We start from the raw sequence: 22,355 nt of genomic DNA, 5'->3' as shown, positions 1-22,355 counted from the left end.
CTTTGCAGTATTGAGGGCATAACCCCGGCAGATATCGGAATCATCAATATCCTGGATGTATCAACCTTTGTTGAAATCTTAAACAATAAGGGTGAGTTGGTGCTGCAGAATCTGCAGAATACTCCGATTAAGGGCCGGCTTCGGAAGGTAAGCAAAGCAGACCGGTAAACTCATGAACTAGGGGCTATAACAACGGTTCATACTGAATTAATAAACACTACTCATTCATATTAATTCCCGTTGCAGTCGGGAATATTAAAAAATGTATCAATCGTATTATCGAATACGAGATCAGATAAGACAGGCTTTTTCAATGGGATAACGTTTGAAACTTGAGGAGGGTTCCTTTTATGGCGCATTTACTAGATACATTGCAAGCGGGCTCGTTGACCCTGCATAATCGTCTGATTATGCCTCCCATGGCCACTGCCAAGTCCGAAGAGGACGGTGGTGTAAGCAAGGCGGTTCTCGACTATTATCAAGAAAAATCGAAGGGCGGCTGTTTCTCACTTATCATTGTTGAACATAGTTTCGTAAGTCCAAAAGGTAAAGCGAGCAAGAATCAACTCTCTGTCGCTAATGATCATCTGGTGGAAGGATTACGTAGTTTAGCCCAGGTTATTCACAGCAATGGTTCAAAAGCTGTAATGCAAATTAATCACGCAGGTAGTGCCACCTCTCAGGAAGTCATCGGAGAGATTCCGGTCGCTCCCTCTCCAGTTCCTCATCCTTGGAATGGAAATACTCCTAAAGAGCTTAGCAAACAGGAAATTACCGATATCGTCCAAGCCTTTCAGGATGCTGCCCGTCGTGTCAAGGAAGCAGGCTTTGACGGGGTGGAGATCCATTCTGCCCACGGCTACCTACTTAACCAATTTTTCTCCCCCTTGAGCAACCAGCGAACTGATGAGTACGGTGGAACGATTCATAATCGCCTTCGCCTCCATCTGCAGGTTATCGCAGCAGTCAAAGCTGTTGTGGGCAACGACTTTCCACTACTCTTACGGTTAGGGTCTTGCGATTATAAAGAAGGCGGCATCACGATTGAAGATAGCCAGATAGCAGCTAAAGAATTCGAGAAAGCAGGCATCACCATTCTCGATATTTCCGGGAGTTTCTTAGGATATAAATCTCCGGGGAGTTCCGAGCAAGGCTATTTCTCCCCTCTGTCAGAAGCAATTAAAAAGGTTGTATCCATCCCTGTCATTCTAACTGGCGGCATTACCGAACCCCAAGCGGCTGAGAGATTGCTGGTAGCAGAAAAAGCTGACCTCATCGGCGTCGGTCGGGCGGTATTACAGGATTCTCAATGGGCGAAACAGGCAATTGAAACATTGCGATGAGGGGGAATGGTACTTTGAAAATCATTGATGCGCATTTGCATTTTTCGTGTCGCCCTGGATTTAATGAAACGGCGAAAAATATATCACAAGTGGAATTTAGTGCTCAAGGGCTAAGACAAGAGTTTGAACAAGCCGGTGTTGTAGCTGGAATCATCATGTCAACCCCCAGTCGGGAGCCCAACCAACCTTCGGGGAGTCCGGAAGAATTTGTTTTGGCAGATGGGACTGTAGAAGGGTTACTTTCTTGTGTAGGCGTTAATCCTGAAAGGCTTAAGGAAGATCATAAAGAACTTGATTATATTGAAGGAGAACTTAAAAAAGAGGGAGTGACAGGGATTAAACTCTATCCCGGTTATTTTCCATATTACGTGTATGATTCGATCTATGATCCCATCTATGAGCTAGCTCGCAAATACCAAGTTCCCGTGGCGATTCATTGTGGGGATACACAATCCCCAAAAGGGCTTTTGAAATATTCCCATCCGTTAACGATTGATGAGTTAGCTGTAAAACAAGAGGACGTTACCTTTGTGATCTGTCATATGGGCGTCCCGTGGATGATTGATGCAGCAGAGGTCACCGCCAAGAATCATAATGTTTACACAGACTTATCCGGACTCATCGCAGGGAATAAAGAGCAGGTGATGAAAATTAAAGATAAAAGGCTTTACGTGGAGTATATCCAACAAGCCTTAGTCATTTCGAATTGCTATAATAAAGTTCTATTTGGATCAGATTGGCCACTTGTACCTATTAAACCTTATATAGAATTTATCAAGCATGTTATACCGGAAGAGTATCACGAAGCTGTATTTTATCGAAATGTGCTTACGGTTTACCCCAAACTTAATGAAATTTTGTAAGAGAATGCTACATTTAATTAAGAATATTGTTGAACATGTGCTTCGTCCTTCCAGTTTATTACCGATTAATATATTACACATCTGCAGCAGGCAGGAATGAGAAAAATAGTACAATATTCTTCTTTGAGCCCATATACGATTATATAATGGGACTGGAAGTTATTGTGAATCTGATGGGAATTTACTACTTAATATATACTGGTCTGCATCAAATAGTGATCGTCTCATTTGAGCCTAAGTATTATATGCTTAGGTTTTATATGCCCCACACCGGATCAGCAAGGTGTGGGGCATAGCGGTTATAACAAGATTATTTCTTTGAGTTAAAACTTTTTAGGGCTCAGTAAAGTCAAATAAGCGAAGTCTAAAATCGATCAAACGAGGAATCCGGACAGAGAGGTGAGCAATGGAAGCGCAAACTATTGTTGCAGCAATAAGAGGAGATGATGAGGCTTTTTACGAGCTTATAAATCTTCATAAGCAACAGCTATATCGGATCGCTTTTCGGTATTTGAAGAGTGAACATGATGCCCTGGAGGCTATTCAAGAAATGACCTATCGTGCTTACCGCAGCATACATAAACTTAAGGAACCTAAATACTTTCAGACCTGGCTTATTCGCATTCTTATTAATGTCTGTAACGACGAGTTAAAGCGGCTTAGAGTCCAACTTCCTCTGACTGGTGAGGTTATTCAATATAAACTGACAGCCTTAGATGACTCAACTGAACCGGGAGGAAGGGTAGATTTGCAACGTCTGGATATTCTAGAAGCCCTCGATCGTCTCGATCTCAGATATCGTCAGGTTATTGAACTGAAGTACTTTGAGGATTTAACGATTCAGCAAATTGCTGCTGTTTTAGAACGACCTGAAGGGACGATCAAGACCTGGTTATTCCAGTCATATAAACTGCTTAAAGAATTCCTTCAAGTGAGGGGGGACAGTCGTGTTTGAACGAAAAGAACCATATAAGAGCCATAAAGGGAAAAAAAGGACTTTAAGCCATTCAGAAACGATGGATGAATTAGTTAAGATGGATGAGTTAGATACAATCGACGACTTGGGAGAATTAATGAAGGAGTTTAAAGCTTTTCACGAACTTGATGGTGTTAATCAGGTTCATGATCAACTGATTCAAGCTAAGCCTCGGGTTGCTGACATGCCTATCCCCCATGAACTCGATGATCATATTCAAAAAGGTTTAACTAAGGGAATAAAAGCCCAAAAGGTATGGCGTTTCCGCAAATGGACTACTCTCGTGGCATGTTTTCTGCTGGTCGCCTTCATTACGACTGCTCGGGTTTCTCCCGCTGTTGCGGCTGTATTGCATCAAATACCGGGTCTGGGTTATATTGTTGAACTTATAAACTATGATAAAGGACTTCAATCCGCAGTGGAGAATGATTTTATCTTACCCATAGGGGTATCGGATGAACATGAAAATATCGTGTTTACCGTCGATGGAATCATTATGGATGAGGCAAGCCTAGTCATATTCTACACTGTGGAAAACAAAAGGGGAGAAGGAACCTTTGATTTTTTCGATGTTAGGCTCTTGGATGAAATGGGTGAGCCGCTGAAGGAGATTACTATCGGCCACAGTAGCGCTGGTGAGCCTGATAAGGATGGCGATGGCAAGATTCAGTCGCGAATTAATGTTAACTTTTATGACAATACTGTGATTCCAAATCGACTGTCCTTAAAAGTGAAGCTTCGTGAAATATTCCAAGATGTTCCCTTCGATCCTTCCTCTCAACTTCCTTCAACTTGGGAACTCACAATCCCTGTGGAGAAAGATAAGTTTGTTGGTATGAAGACGGTCTATGAAGTCAACCAGAGTGTAGTTATTGAAGGGCAAAGAATTACCTTTGAAAAGATTACTGTATACCCGACGCGCATGTCCCTGAATGTATCCTACGATCCGGCGAATAGCAAAAAGATCTTTGCCTTTGATGATCTAACTCTCGTCAATGAGGAAGGGGAAGAGTGGGGTAGTATCATAAACGGAGTGAGTGGCAGCTATCCAGATGAGAACCACGTAATCCTTTTCTTCCAGAGTAATTATTTTACCCAATCTAAAAAACTCTTTTTGAGAGGGAAAAGCATCCGAGCTATGGATAAGGAGAGTTTAAGAATTACTCTGGATCCAGAAAAAGAAAGAATCCTTGTTGGCCCGCCCAACCTTATGCTTGATCAGGTCATTAAGAATCCCTCAGAAAAGACAAAGGAACTAATCTTCTCCCTGAAAACTAATCCTTTGTACGATGAAAAACGTGGATTTAGTATATTTCCCTTTGAATTCATGGATGCGCAAGGAAATTCATTCGAGATTAAAGGGCAAAGTACAGCAACCGACTCTGACAAACCAGGGTATGATAAAACCTTAGGGCTAACACTACCGGATAACCAATCTTACCAATCTCCGATCACATTTCAAATTCAGGATTATCCAAGTCGGATTACGGGCGAGTTTGATATTAAAATTAAATAGTATAGTGGAAGTTTGGTGAAAAAGGGGTACAAATCAGACCGCCTCGTTTTTGGGGCGGCCTGAACCCAGGGGGCACATGGGGACGGTTCTCTTGGGGGGCACATGGGGACGGTTCTCTTGTGTCAAATTGAAATGAACGGTAGAATCTGAGAAAAGGGGAGAAGGGGCGTGAAGGGATGCCCAGGAAGCCAAGAAAGAAGAGTGAAACAGGAATCTACCATGTTATAGTACGGGGAATCGGCCAGCAGGATATTATTCACGAAGAAGATGATTTTCAGAGATACCTGTCTGCGTCAGAAACCCTCAATCCCGCGGTATTCGCTAAACCGCCCGACAATATGCAATGGTATCAGGGCAGGACGCATTAGGAAAGGATAAAGGTCCGGGGACAGCGAGTATGTTCCCGGACCTTGCCAACTGGCCGGGTTATGCCGGATGAAAATAGGTCGCTCGGGTCGGGCTGCTTCGCCAACATCCTGCAAGAAAGTTAATTCGTTCGAAGACAGTGTCTTCGTCACCGCAGCACTCCGAGGCTCGCCCACTCGCCGGTGCGGGACTTCGCCAAACCTCAGGGTAGTACCTGATGTGAACTCGTGGCTCCGTCTCCCCGCACCGTCTTGTGGGCTTTTACCGCCTCTCCATGCAATGGGTTCGCTATCTGTGGACGAAGCTGCCCTGCTTGCGGGTCTGGGGATTCTTCTGCATGTCTTTAGGGTCTTTTTTCAGAGCAGCTTTCCATGTCGCCGCTGCGGCACCCTGGTGCTGGCCGAAAGGTTGATGGATGGAGAAAACTATCCGGATCTTCATTTTGTCGATGACCAAAACCAGGTGACCCACCTCACACAGGGCAGCTATTGCTGGACCCTGAATTATACACAGTTTAGAGGACATTACATCTATTTCGGGCTGGCAGGGGTTGAAACACGCCAATACGGAGGTAACCCGGCTCTTGCGGAAAGAGTGGAGGCTTTTTTTCCGGATAGAACCATCAGTGTATCACCCGGCAATAGAGTCATTGAAAACAGAGACCCTAGTGAGAGGGGCAGCCGGATTGATAATCCGCAAGGGTATATAATGTCTGTTCCGGGCAGGGATATCCCGGAAAATTTATTGGTTGTTCTCAACAATGGGGAAAAGAAATCTCTTACAGAAATCCATGTCGATCGCAGTTCAGAGTATAGGCTGGATTATCTAAAGTCTGAGCAGGCGGAGGTCTATAATTCCTTTGCTTTTACTTTTACCCCGATGCTGACTCCCGGGGAATGGGATAAGGGTTATAAGGATGGGTAGATTTGCCTTGAGGGGCAGACGGATTGGAACGGCAATCGCAATGCTCTTTTTTTGCAGGCGGCCGGGCATATGAGTCCCTCGGACTCCTACATCCTTCCTCAGGATACAAAACCCTTGTATCTTTCAGATCATAGCCGCAGACTGGTACATTTCTCGGCAGGTGAGACAGTTACCGTAAAGTTTCCCGGGAAAAGAGCTTCTGGATTGCCATGGCTAGAGTTAAACAAATAAGAGACGATTGCCGGAAAAAATTAATTCCGTATACCCTCAAAGCCTTTGCCGAGCTGCCGGCAATGGAGGGTCCCCAAATTCTGGACATGGGCTGCGGAAGCGGGGTACCCGCCTTAGCATTGCTGGAAACTTATCCCGGCAGGCTTTGGGCTGTGGATACTGATTCAGAAAGCCTGGAATGGCTCAGGGAGAAAGCTCAAGCTCGAAACCTTGCCGGCAGAATAAACATCATCCAGGCATCCTTATTTGATGTCAGTTTGCCTGGGAAATCCTTTGATATCGTTTTAGCTGAAGGGGTGCTCAACGTGGCAGGCTTTGAGAAGGGGCTGACGGCTTTGGTCCGGTTTCTCAAGCCCGGAGGATATCTGATTCTCCATGATGAGTTAAAGGATGATGAAGCAAAGCAGAGGATTTTTGTGGAACATCATTTGGAACTGCTCCAAAGCTTTGAGTTGGATGACAATGTGTGGTGGAAGGATTATTATGCTTGCCTCGAAGATTTAATTCAAAGGGATGAGAATAGTTTGCTGTATGAAAAGGAACTAGGTGAAATCTCTGACATTAAAAACCATCCTGATCAGTTTTATTCCTTATATTATGTTTTGCGAAAATCATTTCTATAGGAATGCACCGGATAATACCTGCCCCAACGGCTGTGTTTATTGTTACGCTAATCATAGTTCGGCTGCCGCCCTGGAGGGTTAAAACTCTCACTGACCGGACAGCGGCATCCTTTGAGGTTCAATAGGGGAGGGGGAAAAATCACGGACAGAAAGGTCAAATCTCATAAGCGGCGGCAGCTCAGTTTGTTTTAGCAGGGATTCAGTTTGAAAAATCTGTTAAGAGGCAGGAAAAGAAAAAGGACCATCGCCTGGGATGATCCTCAAATAAACAAAAGAGATGCGGTGTCAGCCATTTTCGGACTGGATTACCTGAGAAGTATAAGGGACGGTAAAATCAGCTCGCCGCCGGCTGCAAAACAGATCGGCTATCAGCTCAAAGATGTTGACTATGGCTTTGAGAAGTGTCTTCAAGAGGGAATTTAGCAAACCAGACGTCGCCATTAACAATGATCATTTGTCCTTTAATTCCTTATACATTTCATCCCATTCATGTTCATCACGCCAAGGATCATCTTTTGGAATAACTGTAACGCCGGCGTCATTTTGAGTAGTATTAGATCTTGCGATTCTATTTATTAAATCTTTGTTTTTATTAACGAACTCGCAAAGTCTTTATCCACGCTCTTTTGAGGTAATGGCATATTATCCCTCTCCTCATGATCACATTTCTTATCCATATCATACCATCCTTTATATGCTTATATCAATAAGTATTATGCCCATTTAAAGGAAACTAGAAGGTATATATGGAATCGTTTATGTAAGTGATGATTGCAAGTACGGACACTACACATAACACGGCATTACCTCAACTTTGCCAAGATGCATGTGGTTGGGACGCTGCGGTAATGCCTAAACGTTCTACGACATATCGTGCAAAGGCCGCGCCGCGCATTAGACAGAACGGATTCGGAGGCGAAGGAAAAATACAGGGAGACTGCGAGTACGATTGTTGAAAACATGGCGAAGACGCTGAAAGTATGGCCCCCCGTTATCAGGACAAATTTATAAATAATAAGACCCAATCCGAGAGGAGTTAAATCCAGCGGCTACCTGGTCGTAATCCTCCCTACGGAAGAGAAGAGTTCATTGTGGAGAGTATTTTATATGGATAGAGAAACTCTCAAACAGGATGCTCAAGAGGGGAGAGATATGGAACAAATCTAAAAACTCCTGAATTATGCCAGCAAGCAGTTACAGATGTGGAACTGCAGCAGATCCTCGAGGAGCCGCGCAAGGAGCTCTCCTTTCTGTGTGGGGCACTGATATATCTTTGAGAAGCCCAAAATCTATAAAAGGTTTTTGGGCATTTTTTTAACCCACAATAACCATAAAATTTAAGTATTTTGGAGGCTACTGCGGGACCAAATTAGCAAGGAAAAAGGGTATAGCATTCTGACCTAAGTTAAGTAGGTTTGAAAAAAAGACATATAAATAGAAGGTATGTCTAAATCTACATAGAATAGTTAAAATACACCAGAAAATGGCTATTGAAGGATAATATTCTGTAGATCGTCCTTAGCACACCCACTGTCCTGCTTTATTCTTAGCGTTAATTTTTTAGTATATTAGATCAGCCAGGATTTAAAAAAATATGATTCGTGGAGGTAATAAATGTTTGGAGTAAACAAGAAGACCAGGGAAATGATGGAAAGAATGCGGCGCCAGCAGGAGGGAATCATCAACAGTCAGAGACTTCTGGCCGACAGGCTGGAATCCATCGAGAACAAACTGGGGATTGAACCCCCTGCATCCCCTTCTGTCGTTAAAGAATCGCCCCAAACCCAGATACCGGCCAAACCCTTAAGGGAAGATGCTGGGGTACAGGTGCAGATGAAGGTGAAACCGGAGTCAGTATCAGACCTGAAAGCTATACCGGAGCGCATGGGCAGGGAACAAGGGAATATTGAGTTCGAAATAGGCAGGACGTGGTTCAACCGCCTGGGGGCGGGAGCCGTTATTCTGGGACTGGTTTATTTCCTGAAATACAGCTTTGATAACCAGTGGATTGGTCCCACAGGGCGCATTGTCCTAGGTATTATGGTGGGCCTGGTCATGCTGGGCGCAGGGGAAAGGCTGAAGAAGAAATATGTTATCTATTCCCAAGGACTGATAGGGGCTGGGAGCCTGGCCCTATATTTCTCCGTCTATGCCGCCTATAATTTTTATCATCTCATCTCACCGGCCTGGGCTTTCGTTTTTCTCATCGTAGTTATGACCAATGCAGTCTTTACCGCCGTTCGCCATGACTCCCTGACTATCGGCATCCTGGGCATTATCGGCGGTTACGGGGCCCCCCTGCTGATATCTACGGGGACTCCCCTGCCCTGGATTTTCTTCGGCTACTTATGCATTCTCACCTTGGGAATTTTGGGTGTATCCATATATAAGCGCTGGAATTCCTTCCGTCTCATCAGCTTTTTCTTCAATCAGCTGCTGATTTTGGTCTGGTATGTCGGAATGTATAGGAATGAATTCATACTGCCTACATTTATCTTCGTCGTGGTGAATTTCCTGGCTTATCTGGCTATTGCCAGCGGCTACAATATCAAAGTCAAATCTCAGGTTAATTCCGCCGAGACCATCCTAATCTTCCTCAATGCCACCACCTTTTTTATCTGGAGCAGGATTTTCCTGCAGGGTACCATGATGAAAGACTACATGGGCTTTTACGCTCTGGTCACGGCCCTGGCCTACATCTATATCGGACGTCTGGCCTATCGGCTGAACCAGGAAGATAAAAAGCAGGTCTATACCCTCTTTGTCGTAGCAATCAAACTTATCACTGTGGCTTTCTATCTGCAGTTAAGTCACAAATATGTGGGTTATGCCTGGGTCCTGGAAGCCTGCGGGATTTTCTTTTTGGGAAGTCTATTGAAAAACCGTTTTCTGGTCCTGGTCGGTATTATTGTGCTGGTCCTGGGCAATATGGCAATACCCACGTGGTCCAGAAATGAAAATTACATAGCTATTTCCTGGCTAGGGGAAGCTCTGGGCCTGTTCCTAATGGGATATAAGCTGAAAATTCCGGAAATCCGCTTCTGTGGTATGGCCGTCCTGATCCTAGGGAGCATCGCGGCCCTAGGGAATGCCAGCGGTTATCAAATGTATATGGCCAAGGTTTTCCTCCTGAACTGGCCGTCCTTTGCACTTCTTTTGGCCGTCTCTGTCTCGGGAACCATCTATTACCTCTATAACCGCCTGGTCCTGGAGAAAGAGAACTACGTGAAAACAGGAGTAGGAGTATGGGCCCTTATCTTAATATTTTTTTTCTTGACCTTTGAAAACATGCACTTTTTCCAACTCCACCCTTACAAATACTTCCTCTCTCCGGAACAGTTAAGCTTAAGCCTTTTATGGATGATTTATGCCATTGTCCTCTTTAGCTGGGGCTTAAAAAGAAATATCAAGGGGATGAGATATGCCGCTTTAGGTTTAACGTCCGTCACCATAATTAAAGCCTTCCTGATGGATTTGGCCCATTTAGCAACCATTTATAGAATTGTTCTTTTTATCATCTTAGGCTTAATCCTTCTAGGCATCTCCTTTGCTTACCAGAAGAAGCAAAATCTCTTTGGCAGGGGTGAATCACAATGAGGTGCACAGGCCGGGCCGCCGGAAAAACGATAACCCTGGTACTGATGATGGTCTTGATTCTATTTCTAATTCCGATGCTCTATTCGCCTACTATAGTGGCTGCAGGTCCGGAGGATTTTCACTATGTGGGCGAAGTAAGCCCCGGCTCCCCTAATTCCACGGGTTTTTTCATCCTGGAGATTGAGGCTGAACCTAATTCCGTGATGGACGCCTCCGTGCGGGATCTGCGGATTTTCAACAAGGAGGGCCGCGAAACAGGGTATACCAGGCTCGAGGCCCAGGAATCCAGGGAGAGCTTCATACCCCTGCAAATCATCAACAAAGGTAGCATTCAGGGTACGGATCAATACAGCTTTACCATCAAGGATATCCCCGCCGAAGGGGCTGAAATTACCATCAGGCTGGATAAACCTGAATACCTAGTTAAGGCTCATATTTTGGGAAGCAATGACAATAAGAAATGGCAGGAAATTGGGGTCCAGACCCTCTACGGGATTAATGACAGCAATAACCAGTTTTCATTGAGGGGAGTGGAGTATTCCTTTCTTAAGTTCGAGTTTGCCCAGCCCAAAGGTGAGAATTTGAGTGTATTCGGTGCTGGATACAGGAGCTTGAAAAAAGACAACCTGGAGGTTGAATATAGTTCTTTTCCCATTCTCCAGGAGGAGAATGAAAAAACCACCACCCTTACCCTGGACCTGAAATACGCCAATCAAAACAGCAGGACCATGAAGCTCATCACCGAGGAGAAGGGTTTTTACCGCCGGGCTTACCTGGAAGCCAGCAATGACGGCCGGCAGTGGCGAAGTGTTACCTCCTGCTATCTCTACAGAGGAACAGACCAGGGGGATGAGAGCCTTTCCTTGGAACACCCCCTTACCCAGGCCCGCTACCTACGGGTTACCCTGCAGAATGATGACAATCAGCCCGTAAAGTTTTCCCAGGCCCAGGTAGGGCTGGTACCTGTCCGCCTCCTGGTCAAGGACCAAGCGGATAATGGGCCCTTCAAGATATTCTGGGGCAATGAGCAAATGGCCTTCCCCACATATGATGCCCGGGAGGTCTTCCTGCAGAGCAAAATCAGGGAAGACAGCCTTCAGATCCTGTTTTTAAAAAGTTACAGCGTAAACTCCCAGTACAAAGAGGCCAAGCTCCCCCTAACAGAGCGCTTTCCCTTTCTTTTACCCCTGGCCTTAGGTTTGGCTGTCTTGGTGGTGGGGATTATCCAGTTCAGATCTTTTAAGAAAATGAGTTAAGAATACTTCAAAGCCCATGGGAGTTCAGCTTATTTTAAGTAAAGGGCAGGGAGTTTTTCGAGGGTTGCCATGTGACACCCCAAGACGTCTACAAGAAAGAGGGAGCCTTTGCTTCCCCCTTTCCCTGTCTGGGCTTGGCTGATTTTCAAAGTCACTATAGTTGTTAAAAAAAACAAAACAGGCCACCTCGTGTTATGAGCGGCCTGAACCCTGTGAATAGTCAGGGATAAGTTTCATCATTTTGTCTGGAAGATTATGTTATAATACCTGCAACAGGTTGTCGTGGGACGGTTTGCCACACCCTTTTAGAAAGAGGGTGGAAGGATGATCTCAATGGTTGAGGCGATGTATTTAATGATTGCATTTGCTACACTCATTGTTATGATCATGAAGAAAAATAACCGCCCCCGGCTGGATGGCGGTTATTTCTTATAACCTCTAATTCGGGCTAACCGTTTGGTTAGACAACCTGCCGGACTGGCGTGCTTGTGACACGTCAGTCCTTTTATAATATTATACCCATGGACTGTAAATATGCAACCGGGTCACACGGGTAAGCTGAAGAGATAAAAAAATACTGCTAGTTCTTTTTGACTGCCTTTCTTAGGTTGTTTTTAAGTCCTTGATGATAGACGAAGGTGTTCTAATTGGTTGCCGTTTAGTTTCTTTTACTCATTAATCAAATTATTTAATTCCGTGGGAGAGCTTACTTCGTCATTAAAGAAGTTTTTGGGATGGACATTTATATGGAGGAATATGGAATTACAAACAGAATACTAATGTTAATTATTGGTCATTAATTCGCGACACTTTGGAAAATGTAAGCGGTTAGAACGAGTCACAAACCCTAGGTTCGTTATGCTTAAAGACTTAGCTTAAAGGAAAGAAAGGTTGTGATATTGGGTGCGAATCGGCAGGGAAGAATATGTACAAAGAATGAAGAAGGTACAAAAACTAATTGTAGATAATAGTTTAGAAAGTTTTATTGTTTCTTCAGAAGAGAGCATATATTATCTGACAGGCGTAACATTCAAACCATTAGAGCGCCCCTTTTTTATCATTCTCAGAAATACTGGACCCTCAGTTCTGCTTGTTCCAGCACTTGAAAGGGAACACTTGACAGAGGCGCCTAACGTGGGTGAGGTTCATAGTTACTGGGATTATCCTGCACCCGAGGGTTCAGGGTGGTTCGAGAAATTGCAAGATTTATTAAAGGGATTTAATAACGTAGGCGTTGAACCCACACTTACTCAAGAAATTGCTGTTAAGCTCTCGTCTTATAACGTAAAAGTCTTTCCATTTGTAGAAACAGTCAGGTTAATAAAATCTGAGCATGAAGTCGATATGCTTAGGCAGTCGGCTTACTATGCAGATATAGCACTAGCATCCGTTATCAAGGCCGCCTATTTTGGAGTTTCTGAGTTAGAGTTGTTTTCTCAAGGTCGTAATGTTCAAATGCAGATTATAAAGGAGATAGAGTATGACGTTTTAAATACGAATATTCTGGCCGGAGCGTGGCCGGCACCTATGAGTGCCCAGCCCCATAGTGTACCATCTGTTGATGATCGTTTGAAAGAAGGTCCGCACATTGCCTTAACTTTAATGAGAGTCAACGGATATTCTACAGAATGTGAAAGGACATTTTTCCTTGAAAAACCTACTAAACAGGTAATAGAAGCCTACGAAGTTATGAACAAAGCAAGGGAATTAGCCTTTAGAATGGTAAGGCCTGGTATGAACTGCGGAGAAATTGATGTGACCGTTAAAGAATTTTTAACCAGAGCGGGATACGGTCAAAACCTCCTTCATAGAACAGGACATGGCTTCGGTCTGAGTGCTCATGAAGGGCCATGGATAGCCGAGGGTAGTATAAACACACTTGAGAAGAATATGTTCATAAGCATTGAGCCCGGTATATACATTGACGGAGTAGGTGGTATTCGCCATTCTGACACAGTATTAGTCACAGATAATGGGTATGAGCTACTAACAAAAAATCCAACCGACATGGAGAGTCTCATAATTAAGTCCCTAAAACCGTTGAGAAGGTTAAAGGGACGTGTAATGAGGAAGGTCATGGGCATTTAATGAAAGTCTTCGGCAGGTAAACTGCCAAAATGAAAATATACAGAAGTGGGAGTCTCGGAATTGATAAAAATTGAAAGGAGGTATTATATGAATAAAAGTCTTTACGAGGATTCTATAGTTATTGATGCTGCTTGTCCATTGGCCGATGAGAAAGGTAAATATAAATTATGGATGGATGGAGGGGTTACTGCTATTTGCCCTACTGTGGCAATGGAGGAAAATACCATCAAAACAAAACAGAAGATGTCAGAATGGATTCAGGAAATTGAAGCAAATGAAGCTCTTCTACTTCATGTAAAGTCAGTTGAGGATATATATAAAGCTAAAGCAGAAAATAAGTTGGGTATTATCATGCATTTTCAAAATACAAAACCGATTGGTCAGGATATAACGTTGATACCTGAATTTCATAAGATGGGATTAAGAATGGTACAGCTTTGCTATAATGTTAAAAATTATGTAGGTTATGGTTGCACTGAAAAAGTAGATAAAGGACTTAGTTCTTTTGGAGAAAAGGCTATTAAAGAGATGGACCGTGTAGGAATTATCGTTGACGTTACTCACACTGGTTACAGAACAACCATGGAAGCTATTGAGGTATTAAAGAAGCCCCCTGTATGCAGTCATAGTAACGTCTATAAGTTGTGTGAATCCGACCGTAATTTAAAGGATGACCAAATAAAGGCGATTGCCAAAAAAGGCGGCGTTATTGGACTGAATGGTTTTCCACCATTCGTAGCTAAAAAAGATAGGCCAACAGTCGAGGACTTATTAGACCATGCAGATTATATGATAAAACTGGTGGGGATAGATCATATTGCATTAGGAATTGATTATTGGCAGGGAATGGCAGGTATAGCTAGCCTTCCAAAGGCTTGGATTATATATTTATATCTTGTTTTGCAAGGAAGATGGTCGCCTAAAGCATATCCACCTCCACCATGGAATCAGCCTGTTGGTATTGAAACGCCCTCAAAGTTAAGCAATATCGTTGAGCCCATGTTAAAAAGGGGTTATTCCCATGAAAACATTAAAAAAGTATTAGGTGAGAATTGGCTAAGAGTTTTTAAAGAAGTGTGGTAACGCCAGGGCACGGGGGCAGGGCACGGGGGGACGGTTCTCTTGTGTCAAATTAGAATGGTAGAATTCGAGAAAAGGGGAGAAGGGGCGTGAAGGAATGCCCAGGAAGGCAGAACCGAGAGAGTTTCGGTTGAGCGAATAATTAATAATGGGAGCGAAACTAAGGGAATCTTAGGCTTCGCTCCTTTTCACATAAATTGTCTGTGTTAAGTGTAAGGCTTTATGCAGAGTAAGCTATTCAAGATAGACTATCAAGCAGAAGGTCCGTGCTAATAGTGTGTGTGTTTTAAAGAATATTGTAAAAACAAACAGTTGTTGGCAGGGTTTTACAGAATAATGAAGAATTCAGACTATAGAAAGTGTTTTGCAGTTTTTGGAAGGAATTATTGCCGAGCAGTTTCCCCATGAAACCAGGCTGGTATGTAGTTATTTTCAATATTGTTTTTTATTGGTTTAGTAGGGCTCGCGATTTTTTTATTTGTAAGCATCACTAGATTTTTAAAGGATAAGACAAAGAACGATCAGGAATTGCTGCGGAAGATGGATGAACTAATTAAAGTAATGTCCCGAGAACAGCAACATTTTGGAGGAGACGATAAAGAAAGGATTTGCAGATGTGGATTTGGGAATTTTCGTTAAAGGTGTGATCATTGGGCTTTCTATTGCAGCTCCCGTCGGCCCGATTGGAGTTCTTTGTATTAGACGGACCTTGGCCGAGGGAAGACTGGCGGGCTTTGTTTCCGGCATGGGCGCAGCTACAGCAGATGCAGCCTATGGTATGATTGCCGGTTTTGGCTTGACAAGTATAGCAAGTTTCTTAGTTGGACAACAATCTTGGCTGCGGCTTATAGGGGGACTTTTTCTTTGCTATTTAGGGTTTAAGACCTTTCTAACCAAACCATCCGAAGAGACTATAGCTTCTAAGAAACAAGGACTGATCGGGAATTACTTTTCAACTTTTTTGCTGACCATAACAAACCCCATGACGATTATTTCCTTTGCTGCTGTTTTGGCAGGATTAGGGGTTGGGACAAGTCAAAGGGACTATCACTCTTCGTTAATCTTGGTGATAGGAGTGTTTGCCGGATCGGGGTTATGGTGGCTGACTTTAAGTACTGTGGTTAATTATCTAGGTAAGGGATTTAATTCACAAAGATTAGTATGGGTCAACAAGATGTCAGGAATTGTGATTTTCATATTTGGCTGTATTGCCCTGGTCCGTTGACTGGAGAGGATTTCTTTATCCTAAAGGGAGGGGGTTACATTTTGGGGTTCATAGATTATTTGAAAAAAGTAAGAGACGGCTATGTTGTCAATCAAGTCAATCATATTAAGTTTCCTATATTTAAACCATCTCCAATAGTCAGGAATAGGCTCATATTTTCAGGGAGAGTGCAGAAGGTAGGGTTTAGATTAGAAACCTATGAACTGGCGAAAAGGCTGGGCTTAACAGGGTGGGTAAAAAATAGGGCAGATAAAAATGTTGAAGCTGAAATACAGGGGGAAGATGCGAAAATCCTCTTCCTGATTAACTATTTAAAATCCTTAAAAAGAGCCTCTGTTAGTGATGTGGAAATTCAAGAAATGTCCCTGGCAGATGATGAGAAAAGTTTTATGGTTATAAAGTAATCATGAAACTTCATGAGGGGCCTTGGCTATGAATAAAGAGAGTAAAAACTGCTTATTGAAGATTAAACGCTGTTTATATGTTATGATTTTAAGTATGGCAATGTTGTCTTCCTTGCCAGTGACAGCGTCAGCAAATTCTGCCGAGCCGCCGTCACTGGTAATTCTCGTTAAAAATCCGCCGGATGACCTTGCTATTGTCATGGTTTCTAACGAGCATCAAACAGAAGCGTCCGTTCGGAGGGTTGCTTGGGAAGGATATTACGTATATCGTTCCCGGGATATGCAGGCCGATGGCCAGTACAGGTTTAAGGTTGCCACAAAGGGAGAGAGTTTTGAATGTGCCATAGATTCGCCCCTCCAGGATTATAATAACGTATTTACTTTAGATTTAGCCCAAGAGGAGCTTACACCCGGGAAGTATCCATTTCGCCAGGCGATTTTGGTGTCCATAAGGTTACTGCTGACACTCATAATTGAAGGTGTTGTTTTTTGGCTGTTGGGGTTTCGGCAAAGGATAAGCTGGCTTGTATTTCTAACAATCAACCTTGTTACCCAGGGGGCACTGAATCTTTGGCTGAATAACGGGGGTTCACTAATACCCAGCTATTTGTTGATCGCCTTAATCTTCGGAGAGTTCTTTGTCTTTGTGGCTGAACTAATCGCTTTTCCTTATTTTATTAAGGAACATAAGAAGAGCCGCATCATGATTTATGTTATTATTGCAAATTTGCTGAGTCTGATAGCTGGCGGGTATATTATTTCAGTCTTGCCGGTCTAGCAGTGTTGGAGTTGCTTTATTTAAGAGGGATACCTTGGATCATTTCATTAATATTGGGGGCCTGATTCTAATCACTTTGTTAGCAGAAAGGGGCTTTTAGAGCGGGAGGTGGCAGATTGTTTGAGTAAAGATAGTAAAGGATTGTTAAAATACCTAGGTCTTATATTCATATCATTATTACTTACCTTTAAACTGCCGCGAGACTCTTATTCCGTCATCCAATATCTGATTAAGCCCATTCGTTTTGAAAATTCCGTACTTTACCTATCCGGGCTAGGCCCTTTAATATTATTAATTGTCGGTATCAAAGGTTTATTTAAATTAAGATGGTTTGAAAATAGAAGCAGACTATTAGTCATCATAATGGTGTTTGTCGTAATAATGCCTATAATGATAAAATCATTGAATATAGCAAAATCATTTTGCTTTTCCCATTACGAGGGAGTGCAAGCTATAGATTTTAAGGATGCGAATATTCAAATAACAGGTCTGAAGGGGAATGAAGCCACATTCAAGGTAAAGTTGGGGTTGATTGATTACGGATGCGGGAATAGAGATGTTGGGATCAGAATGTATTTGCCGGAATCAATGAAGCCTTTAATCAACGGGAATTTTATTGATTTTAAGGACACATACAATACATATGGACATGGTCGGGAAATAAACATCGTTAAAGAAATCAATGTTCAATTAGCAGAAGGAGCGAACATTGAAGATATTATTGACTCTCATTGGGATTGGGAAACGGTCTATTTTGATTTATATAATGATGATAGCTCTTCGAAGCTTATCTATCATGGAGTATGAAACAGGAGATACAAAGAAATGGCAGCTGTCATGGATAAAAAACAGGGCTTTTATGTCATAGGTAAGCATCCATTTTATATGGGCCAAGAAGAACAGACAGATTATATTTTTCGTAAAGATTTATTAGTAACCGGTGAGGATTTATAAAATGTTAAGCCGTTGCAGCACTTCTTTTTTCTTCAATATATTTGTGTAATTTTAAATACCCCCAGGTTGCCTAAGAAAACCATAATGTGAAAAAGGAAAGGGAAAATAGCGAATGGAAATTGTGAAAATTATTGATAGCGATAAAACAAAGTACATGGAATTGCTACTTATTGCAGATGAACAGGTAAGTATGATAGAGAAATATTTGTATCGTGGTGATATGTTCGCCTTGTGTGATGATGATGTTAAAGCGATTTGCATTGTTACACAAGAGCAATCCGGCGTTTATGAAATTAAGAATATTGTTACCGTTCCTGAATATCAACGGAAAGGATATGGACAACATCTAATCTCATTTATTGCTGATTACTACAAAAAATCTGGTAACGAGTTATATGTTGGAACAGGCGATAGCCCTATGATACTTCATTTCTACGAGAAATGCGGATTTGAAAAATCACACATTGTTAAAAACTTTTTTATAGACAATTACGACCACCCTATGTATGAAAATGGACAACAGTTAGTGGATATGATTTATTTGAAAAGACATTTATAACATTGAGCTTATGCCGCCCAACGGGGAAATGAAAAAACCATTGTTTGGTGGTAGGATAGCTATGTGCCTAAACAAACTACAAGTAACCTAACGGCGGTTTTGAAGACGAGGTAATGATATACTCAATCATTTGTCCGCCTCCTTCTCCGGGACGGGAAGGCCGGCGAGCCTGGCAAATCTGCGCTGGCTCTCAGTGATAAATTTTTCCTTGGGAGGGAACGTGACGTCGAAAGCCGCCGCCTGGTTCTCGTCCAAATGATAAGCCGGACTTTCTAAAAAGCGACCGCTTATCCCTGTTAATGCACCTTCTTTTAGTTCCATGGCCTGGAGGGCGGGATGATATTGCCCTTCGCCCGTGGTGATTCCAAACATTTCAGCAGGGCGAAAACCAAAGCGGTAATAGTATTCAGGATCGCCATAAATCAGAACTGCTTTATATCCGTGTCTCTGTGCGTGGCTGAAGGAATGACGGATAAGTGCCAAACCAATCCCTTGTTTTTGTAGTTCCGGCAGGATGCTTAAGGGGCCAAAGGTGAGAACGAGGTGTTCAATGCCGTCCGCTGAAACAATCTTGGCTTTGGTGTACATGATGTTGCCGGCAATCTTATCACCGAATACAGCCACAAAATCAAGCTCCGGGATGAAATCTGCGTGGCTGCGCAATCTATGAGCTAGAAAATGCTCGTCGCAGCCGGGCACATTGACATTCCAAAAAGCCTCCCGTGTTAGTTCTTCGACAGTTCTGTAATCAGAAGCTTGTTCCGGCCTGATTACCATGCCTTTGCTCTCTGTCATGGTGTGCTCCTTTCTTGTCTTATGCAGCTCAACAATTTTGTATGGAAACAATTATAGTTTACCACTAAATGTAAAGGAAAAATATAGGTGTTTGGTGAAATGCTACGTGTTGATTTATAAGCTCTCTATTTTGTGCAATAAAAGCGAGGATTACAGTTCATTGCTAAAAACCACTACTTTGTTTATCCTAAAGTAGTGGTTTCTTCATATAAAAACCCCGATATTTTTATCTCTTATGCACAGGAAACATGACTTCGGTAAGGTAGTTTTCAGAGCTGTTTTCATTCCAGGGACCTTTGTGGCAGATCTGGCGAGCTGCACCATCTATCTTATATTCATTTTTCTCCACCCATTCGGCTAAAGCGTTGTAAGCGGGCGCAATGTTTTCAAAAGGTCCAGGTACCATCATGGAGGCCATATTGGGAACGGCTTCTGTTTCTCTGAATTTGAACACACCTTGATCTTCTAAGATATTCTCTACACCTATGGCTACTTCTACATCTACATCGGATTCCTTATACTCCATATCGTGATAAATAGCGAATCCGGGAGGAATACATAGCAATTTCTGCTCTTCCATGAAGCCTCCAAGCTTCATCCAGAGCTGACCTTCCATGTCATATTGAGGGATTATCTCTCGTAGGGATACCACTTTGCAGGAAGGTATAGTTTTTATAGTAACTTCGTAGTTCATACTAACACTCTCCATTCCAATCGATACAATCATTTGTTCCAATTTATTAAGCTTCTCATTTTCGTGGGATATGTTCTGCTGGATCTGCTTTTGTTTCTCTTCGAGTTTAAGCAGAAGTCTTTGATGATTGTTGCTAGCTTCTAATATCTCCGCTATTTCAGCGATAAGAAAGCCCATATCTCTAAGCTTTACAATCTTGTTCAAGCTAGATATTTGCTTTGCCGAATAGTATCGATAGCCTGTGAAGCTGTCTACTTGAGCCGGTTTAAGCAGTCCCAACTCATCGTAATACCTGAGCATTCTAACAGAGACAAGGGTAAGCTTGGAAAAATCACCTATCTTAAACATATCTTCACCGCACTCTTTATGTAATTCGAATTACAAGTTTATTCTAAACCCTTACACCATGTGAGAGTCAATAAGTATTTTTGGAAAGTTGAGAGTGTCTAACACTAAAGATAACAAATGTCAACAGAAAGTGATAGGGGAAGTGAAGGGGGACGGGGTTGTTGACAATAACGAAAAGTTGTCAGCAACCCCGCCCTCCTGTCGTATTTTGGGATTCTTGCCATGGTGAACTACCCGGTGTCATGGGAATTATTCACGAAGTATGCTTCATATTTATTCTTGACAATGATATGATTTCGCAATAATGTGAATCTGGCTTCAGAAATATTCTCTGGAATTTATTATGACAAACATATGTAATTCAAGAGTATGTATATCCAATTATTAACAAGATGAAAGGGGGCACACGGGGACGGTTGACGGTTCTCTTGTGTCAAATTAGAATGAGTGGTGGAATTTAGGAAAAGCGAGAAGGGGCATGAAGGAATGCCCTGGAAGCCAAGAAAGAAGAGTGAAACAGGAATCTACCATGTTATAGTACGTGGAATCGGCCAGCAAGATATTTTTCACGAAGAAGATGATTTTCAGAGATACCTGAATACCACAAAAAAGTTATCGCTATAAAGCGGGGGAAGCGTGCAGGATTACTGACTTTCCATTCCACATTGTCAGAAAGGCTTAGACATTGACACGGAAGAACCGTCCCCCTGTGCCTCTAATAGAAAAAAGATCGTAATCCTTTAGGGTTTTGTACCCGTGGATTACGATCTTTTAGTTTTTGATGATATGAGGTTAGTTATATGTTGCAAGATTGTATTACAAAATTTGATATTATTTCAGCTTTATCTTTTAACAAATAAATCCAGCTATTGAGTTTATCTGGGGTTAGCCGAGATTTTGGTGCCGTAATGGATATACATGACCATACATTTCCATTTTTATCCTTTATAGGTACGGCTATTCCAAAGGAATCCAAAAATCTTTCCTCATCACCTATGGCATAACCTTGTCTGCGTATTATTCGATATTCTTCTAAAATAGCATCATGATTGACTAAGGTACTTTGTGTTAGCTTTGTGAAGGTCATTGAATTTAGTAGTTCCTTTACCCTATCAAAATTATGATATGCTGCTAATACTTTTCCGATAGCACTAGCATTCATGGGGAATTTCGTACCAACATTCTCAACATGACGAACTGGCAGTGGAGAATCTATTTTATAAGCAAGAATAGCTGTGTCCCCTTCTCGGATGCCTATTGAAACGGTTTCCTGAGTAATTTCTGCTACTTGAATGAGAATGGGTTTTGCTATTTCCCAGATACCTACTTGGTTAGAATAAATATTACCAAGTCTATACACAGCAGGTCCAATAGAGTATTTTTTACTTCCAGGTTCTTGAAGGATAAAACCTTGTTTTGTCATAACACTTAATATTTTGTGGGCACCACTTTTTACAGTGTTCATTTCATTAGCAATTTCGGTCAGAGTCATTTCAAACGGTTCATCACCTAATCTATTTAATATCCATAGAACTTTTTCTACGCTATTCATGCTAATTAATCGCCTCCAAAAAAACAAATAGACTTTATATTCCAACGGATATCATCTCTACATGATCTATGCCGAAGAGGTGTAAAATTTGCATCTTCAACTGGACAGATACTCACCCCCTTTATTATAGCACACTTGGATCAGTCGCAATCAGACACGAGTTGGGACTTCGACTCACTGTTT

The 22,355-nt window shown here is 42.4% G+C and carries 24 protein-coding genes; 21 read left to right on the top strand and 3 right to left on the bottom strand.

Going from position 1 to position 22,355, the window contains the following annotated elements; all coding sequences use genetic code 11:
• From HGJ98_RS09735 to HGJ98_RS09645, 19 genes are all read left to right on the top strand, one after another.
• A partial coding sequence (locus HGJ98_RS09735) for a DbpA RNA binding domain-containing protein (RefSeq protein WP_291350161.1) occupies window positions 1–168 on the top strand: 168 nt, incomplete at its 5' end.
• Window positions 169–350: 182 nt separating this feature from the next.
• A complete protein-coding gene (locus HGJ98_RS09730; protein WP_291350880.1) occupies window positions 351–1,343 on the top strand; it encodes an NADH:flavin oxidoreductase in 993 nt (330 codons plus the stop codon).
• Between the two features lie 14 nt (window positions 1,344–1,357).
• Window positions 1,358–2,206, top strand: a complete 849-nt coding sequence (locus HGJ98_RS09725) for an amidohydrolase family protein (RefSeq protein WP_291350876.1) — start codon at window positions 1,358–1,360, stop codon at window positions 2,204–2,206.
• Between the two features lie 406 nt (window positions 2,207–2,612).
• Window positions 2,613–3,161 (top strand): sigma-70 family RNA polymerase sigma factor, encoded by a 549-nt coding sequence (locus HGJ98_RS09720; protein WP_291350875.1) that lies wholly within the window; start codon window positions 2,613–2,615, stop codon window positions 3,159–3,161.
• The gene (locus HGJ98_RS09715; RefSeq protein WP_291350874.1) at window positions 3,154–4,698 is read left to right on the top strand and encodes a DUF4179 domain-containing protein; all 1,545 of its coding nucleotides are present in this window, start codon (window positions 3,154–3,156) and stop codon (window positions 4,696–4,698) included. Before HGJ98_RS09720 ends, HGJ98_RS09715 begins: the two co-directional genes overlap by 8 nt.
• Window positions 4,699–4,874: 176 nt before the next feature.
• The gene (locus HGJ98_RS09710; RefSeq protein WP_291350872.1) at window positions 4,875–5,066 is read left to right on the top strand and encodes a hypothetical protein; all 192 of its coding nucleotides are present in this window, start codon (window positions 4,875–4,877) and stop codon (window positions 5,064–5,066) included.
• 67 nt (window positions 5,067–5,133) lie between these two features.
• Window positions 5,134–5,988 carry a hypothetical protein gene (locus HGJ98_RS09705; RefSeq protein ID WP_291350871.1) on the top strand — a complete coding sequence of 285 codons (855 nt, stop codon included), beginning with the start codon at window positions 5,134–5,136 and terminating at the stop codon, window positions 5,986–5,988.
• Window positions 5,989–6,197: 209 nt separating this feature from the next.
• On the top strand, window positions 6,198–6,842 hold the full coding sequence (locus tag HGJ98_RS09700) for a class I SAM-dependent methyltransferase (protein WP_291350870.1): 645 nt from the start codon (window positions 6,198–6,200) through the stop codon (window positions 6,840–6,842).
• A 204-nt stretch (window positions 6,843–7,046) separates the two neighbouring features.
• The gene (locus HGJ98_RS09695; RefSeq protein WP_291350869.1) at window positions 7,047–7,265 is read left to right on the top strand and encodes a hypothetical protein; all 219 of its coding nucleotides are present in this window, start codon (window positions 7,047–7,049) and stop codon (window positions 7,263–7,265) included.
• A gap of 1,191 nt (window positions 7,266–8,456) precedes the next feature.
• On the top strand, window positions 8,457–10,439 hold the full coding sequence (locus HGJ98_RS09690) for a DUF2339 domain-containing protein (RefSeq protein ID WP_291350868.1): 1,983 nt from the start codon (window positions 8,457–8,459) through the stop codon (window positions 10,437–10,439).
• On the top strand, window positions 10,436–11,695 hold the full coding sequence (locus HGJ98_RS09685) for a hypothetical protein (RefSeq protein ID WP_291350867.1): 1,260 nt from the start codon (window positions 10,436–10,438) through the stop codon (window positions 11,693–11,695). Before HGJ98_RS09690 ends, HGJ98_RS09685 begins: the two co-directional genes overlap by 4 nt.
• 936 nt (window positions 11,696–12,631) lie before the next feature.
• Window positions 12,632–13,783 carry a Xaa-Pro peptidase family protein gene (locus HGJ98_RS09680; RefSeq protein ID WP_291350866.1) on the top strand — a complete coding sequence of 384 codons (1,152 nt, stop codon included), beginning with the start codon at window positions 12,632–12,634 and terminating at the stop codon, window positions 13,781–13,783.
• Between the two features lie 87 nt (window positions 13,784–13,870).
• Window positions 13,871–14,866 carry a dipeptidase gene (locus HGJ98_RS09675; RefSeq protein WP_291350865.1) on the top strand — a complete coding sequence of 332 codons (996 nt, stop codon included), beginning with the start codon at window positions 13,871–13,873 and terminating at the stop codon, window positions 14,864–14,866.
• Between the two features lie 580 nt (window positions 14,867–15,446).
• A complete protein-coding gene (locus HGJ98_RS09670) occupies window positions 15,447–16,088 on the top strand; it encodes a LysE family transporter (RefSeq protein WP_291350864.1) in 642 nt (213 codons plus the stop codon).
• On the top strand, window positions 16,085–16,492 hold the full coding sequence (locus HGJ98_RS09665; protein WP_291350863.1) for an acylphosphatase: 408 nt from the start codon (window positions 16,085–16,087) through the stop codon (window positions 16,490–16,492). Before HGJ98_RS09670 ends, HGJ98_RS09665 begins: the two co-directional genes overlap by 4 nt.
• Window positions 16,493–16,520: 28 nt before the next feature.
• Entirely contained in the window at window positions 16,521–17,270 is a 750-nt protein-coding gene (locus HGJ98_RS09660; protein ID WP_291350862.1) for a hypothetical protein, read from the top strand.
• Window positions 17,271–17,390: 120 nt separating this feature from the next.
• The gene (locus HGJ98_RS09655) at window positions 17,391–18,077 is read left to right on the top strand and encodes a hypothetical protein (protein ID WP_291350861.1); all 687 of its coding nucleotides are present in this window, start codon (window positions 17,391–17,393) and stop codon (window positions 18,075–18,077) included.
• 18 nt (window positions 18,078–18,095) lie between these two features.
• The gene (locus tag HGJ98_RS09650; RefSeq protein ID WP_291350860.1) at window positions 18,096–18,224 is read left to right on the top strand and encodes a hypothetical protein; all 129 of its coding nucleotides are present in this window, start codon (window positions 18,096–18,098) and stop codon (window positions 18,222–18,224) included.
• A gap of 112 nt (window positions 18,225–18,336) precedes the next feature.
• Entirely contained in the window at window positions 18,337–18,783 is a 447-nt protein-coding gene (locus HGJ98_RS09645) for an N-acetyltransferase (protein WP_291350859.1), read from the top strand.
• A 126-nt stretch (window positions 18,784–18,909) separates the two neighbouring features.
• On the opposite strand, the gene HGJ98_RS09640 is transcribed toward HGJ98_RS09645, so the two are convergent.
• Together HGJ98_RS09640 and HGJ98_RS09635 are read right to left on the bottom strand one after the other, a co-directional pair.
• Window positions 18,910–19,578, bottom strand: coding sequence for a GNAT family N-acetyltransferase (locus HGJ98_RS09640; protein WP_291350858.1), 669 nt, complete (start codon window positions 19,576–19,578; stop codon window positions 18,910–18,912).
• 226 nt (window positions 19,579–19,804) lie between these two features.
• Entirely contained in the window at window positions 19,805–20,620 is an 816-nt protein-coding gene (locus tag HGJ98_RS09635; protein WP_291350857.1) for a MerR family transcriptional regulator, read from the bottom strand.
• A 161-nt stretch (window positions 20,621–20,781) separates the two neighbouring features.
• Here HGJ98_RS09635 and HGJ98_RS09630 point away from each other — a divergent pair, with 161 nt between their 5' ends.
• Both HGJ98_RS09630 and HGJ98_RS09625 read left to right on the top strand, forming a co-directional pair.
• Window positions 20,782–20,925, top strand: coding sequence for a hypothetical protein (locus tag HGJ98_RS09630; RefSeq protein ID WP_291350856.1), 144 nt, complete (start codon window positions 20,782–20,784; stop codon window positions 20,923–20,925).
• A gap of 181 nt (window positions 20,926–21,106) precedes the next feature.
• The gene (locus tag HGJ98_RS09625; RefSeq protein WP_291350855.1) at window positions 21,107–21,244 is read left to right on the top strand and encodes a hypothetical protein; all 138 of its coding nucleotides are present in this window, start codon (window positions 21,107–21,109) and stop codon (window positions 21,242–21,244) included.
• Between the two features lie 172 nt (window positions 21,245–21,416).
• Here HGJ98_RS09625 and HGJ98_RS09620 read toward each other — a convergent pair whose 3' ends face one another.
• Window positions 21,417–22,172, bottom strand: a complete 756-nt coding sequence (locus HGJ98_RS09620; RefSeq protein ID WP_291350854.1) for an IclR family transcriptional regulator — start codon at window positions 22,170–22,172, stop codon at window positions 21,417–21,419.
• Window positions 22,173–22,355 lie beyond the last annotated feature (183 nt).

Source organism: Desulfosporosinus sp., assembly GCF_014237355.1.
Classification (GTDB): Bacteria; Bacillota; Desulfitobacteriia; order Desulfitobacteriales; family Desulfitobacteriaceae; genus Desulfosporosinus.
The sequence above is the reverse complement of the archived record's forward strand: the minus strand, read 5'-3'. Positions and strand labels throughout refer to the sequence as shown.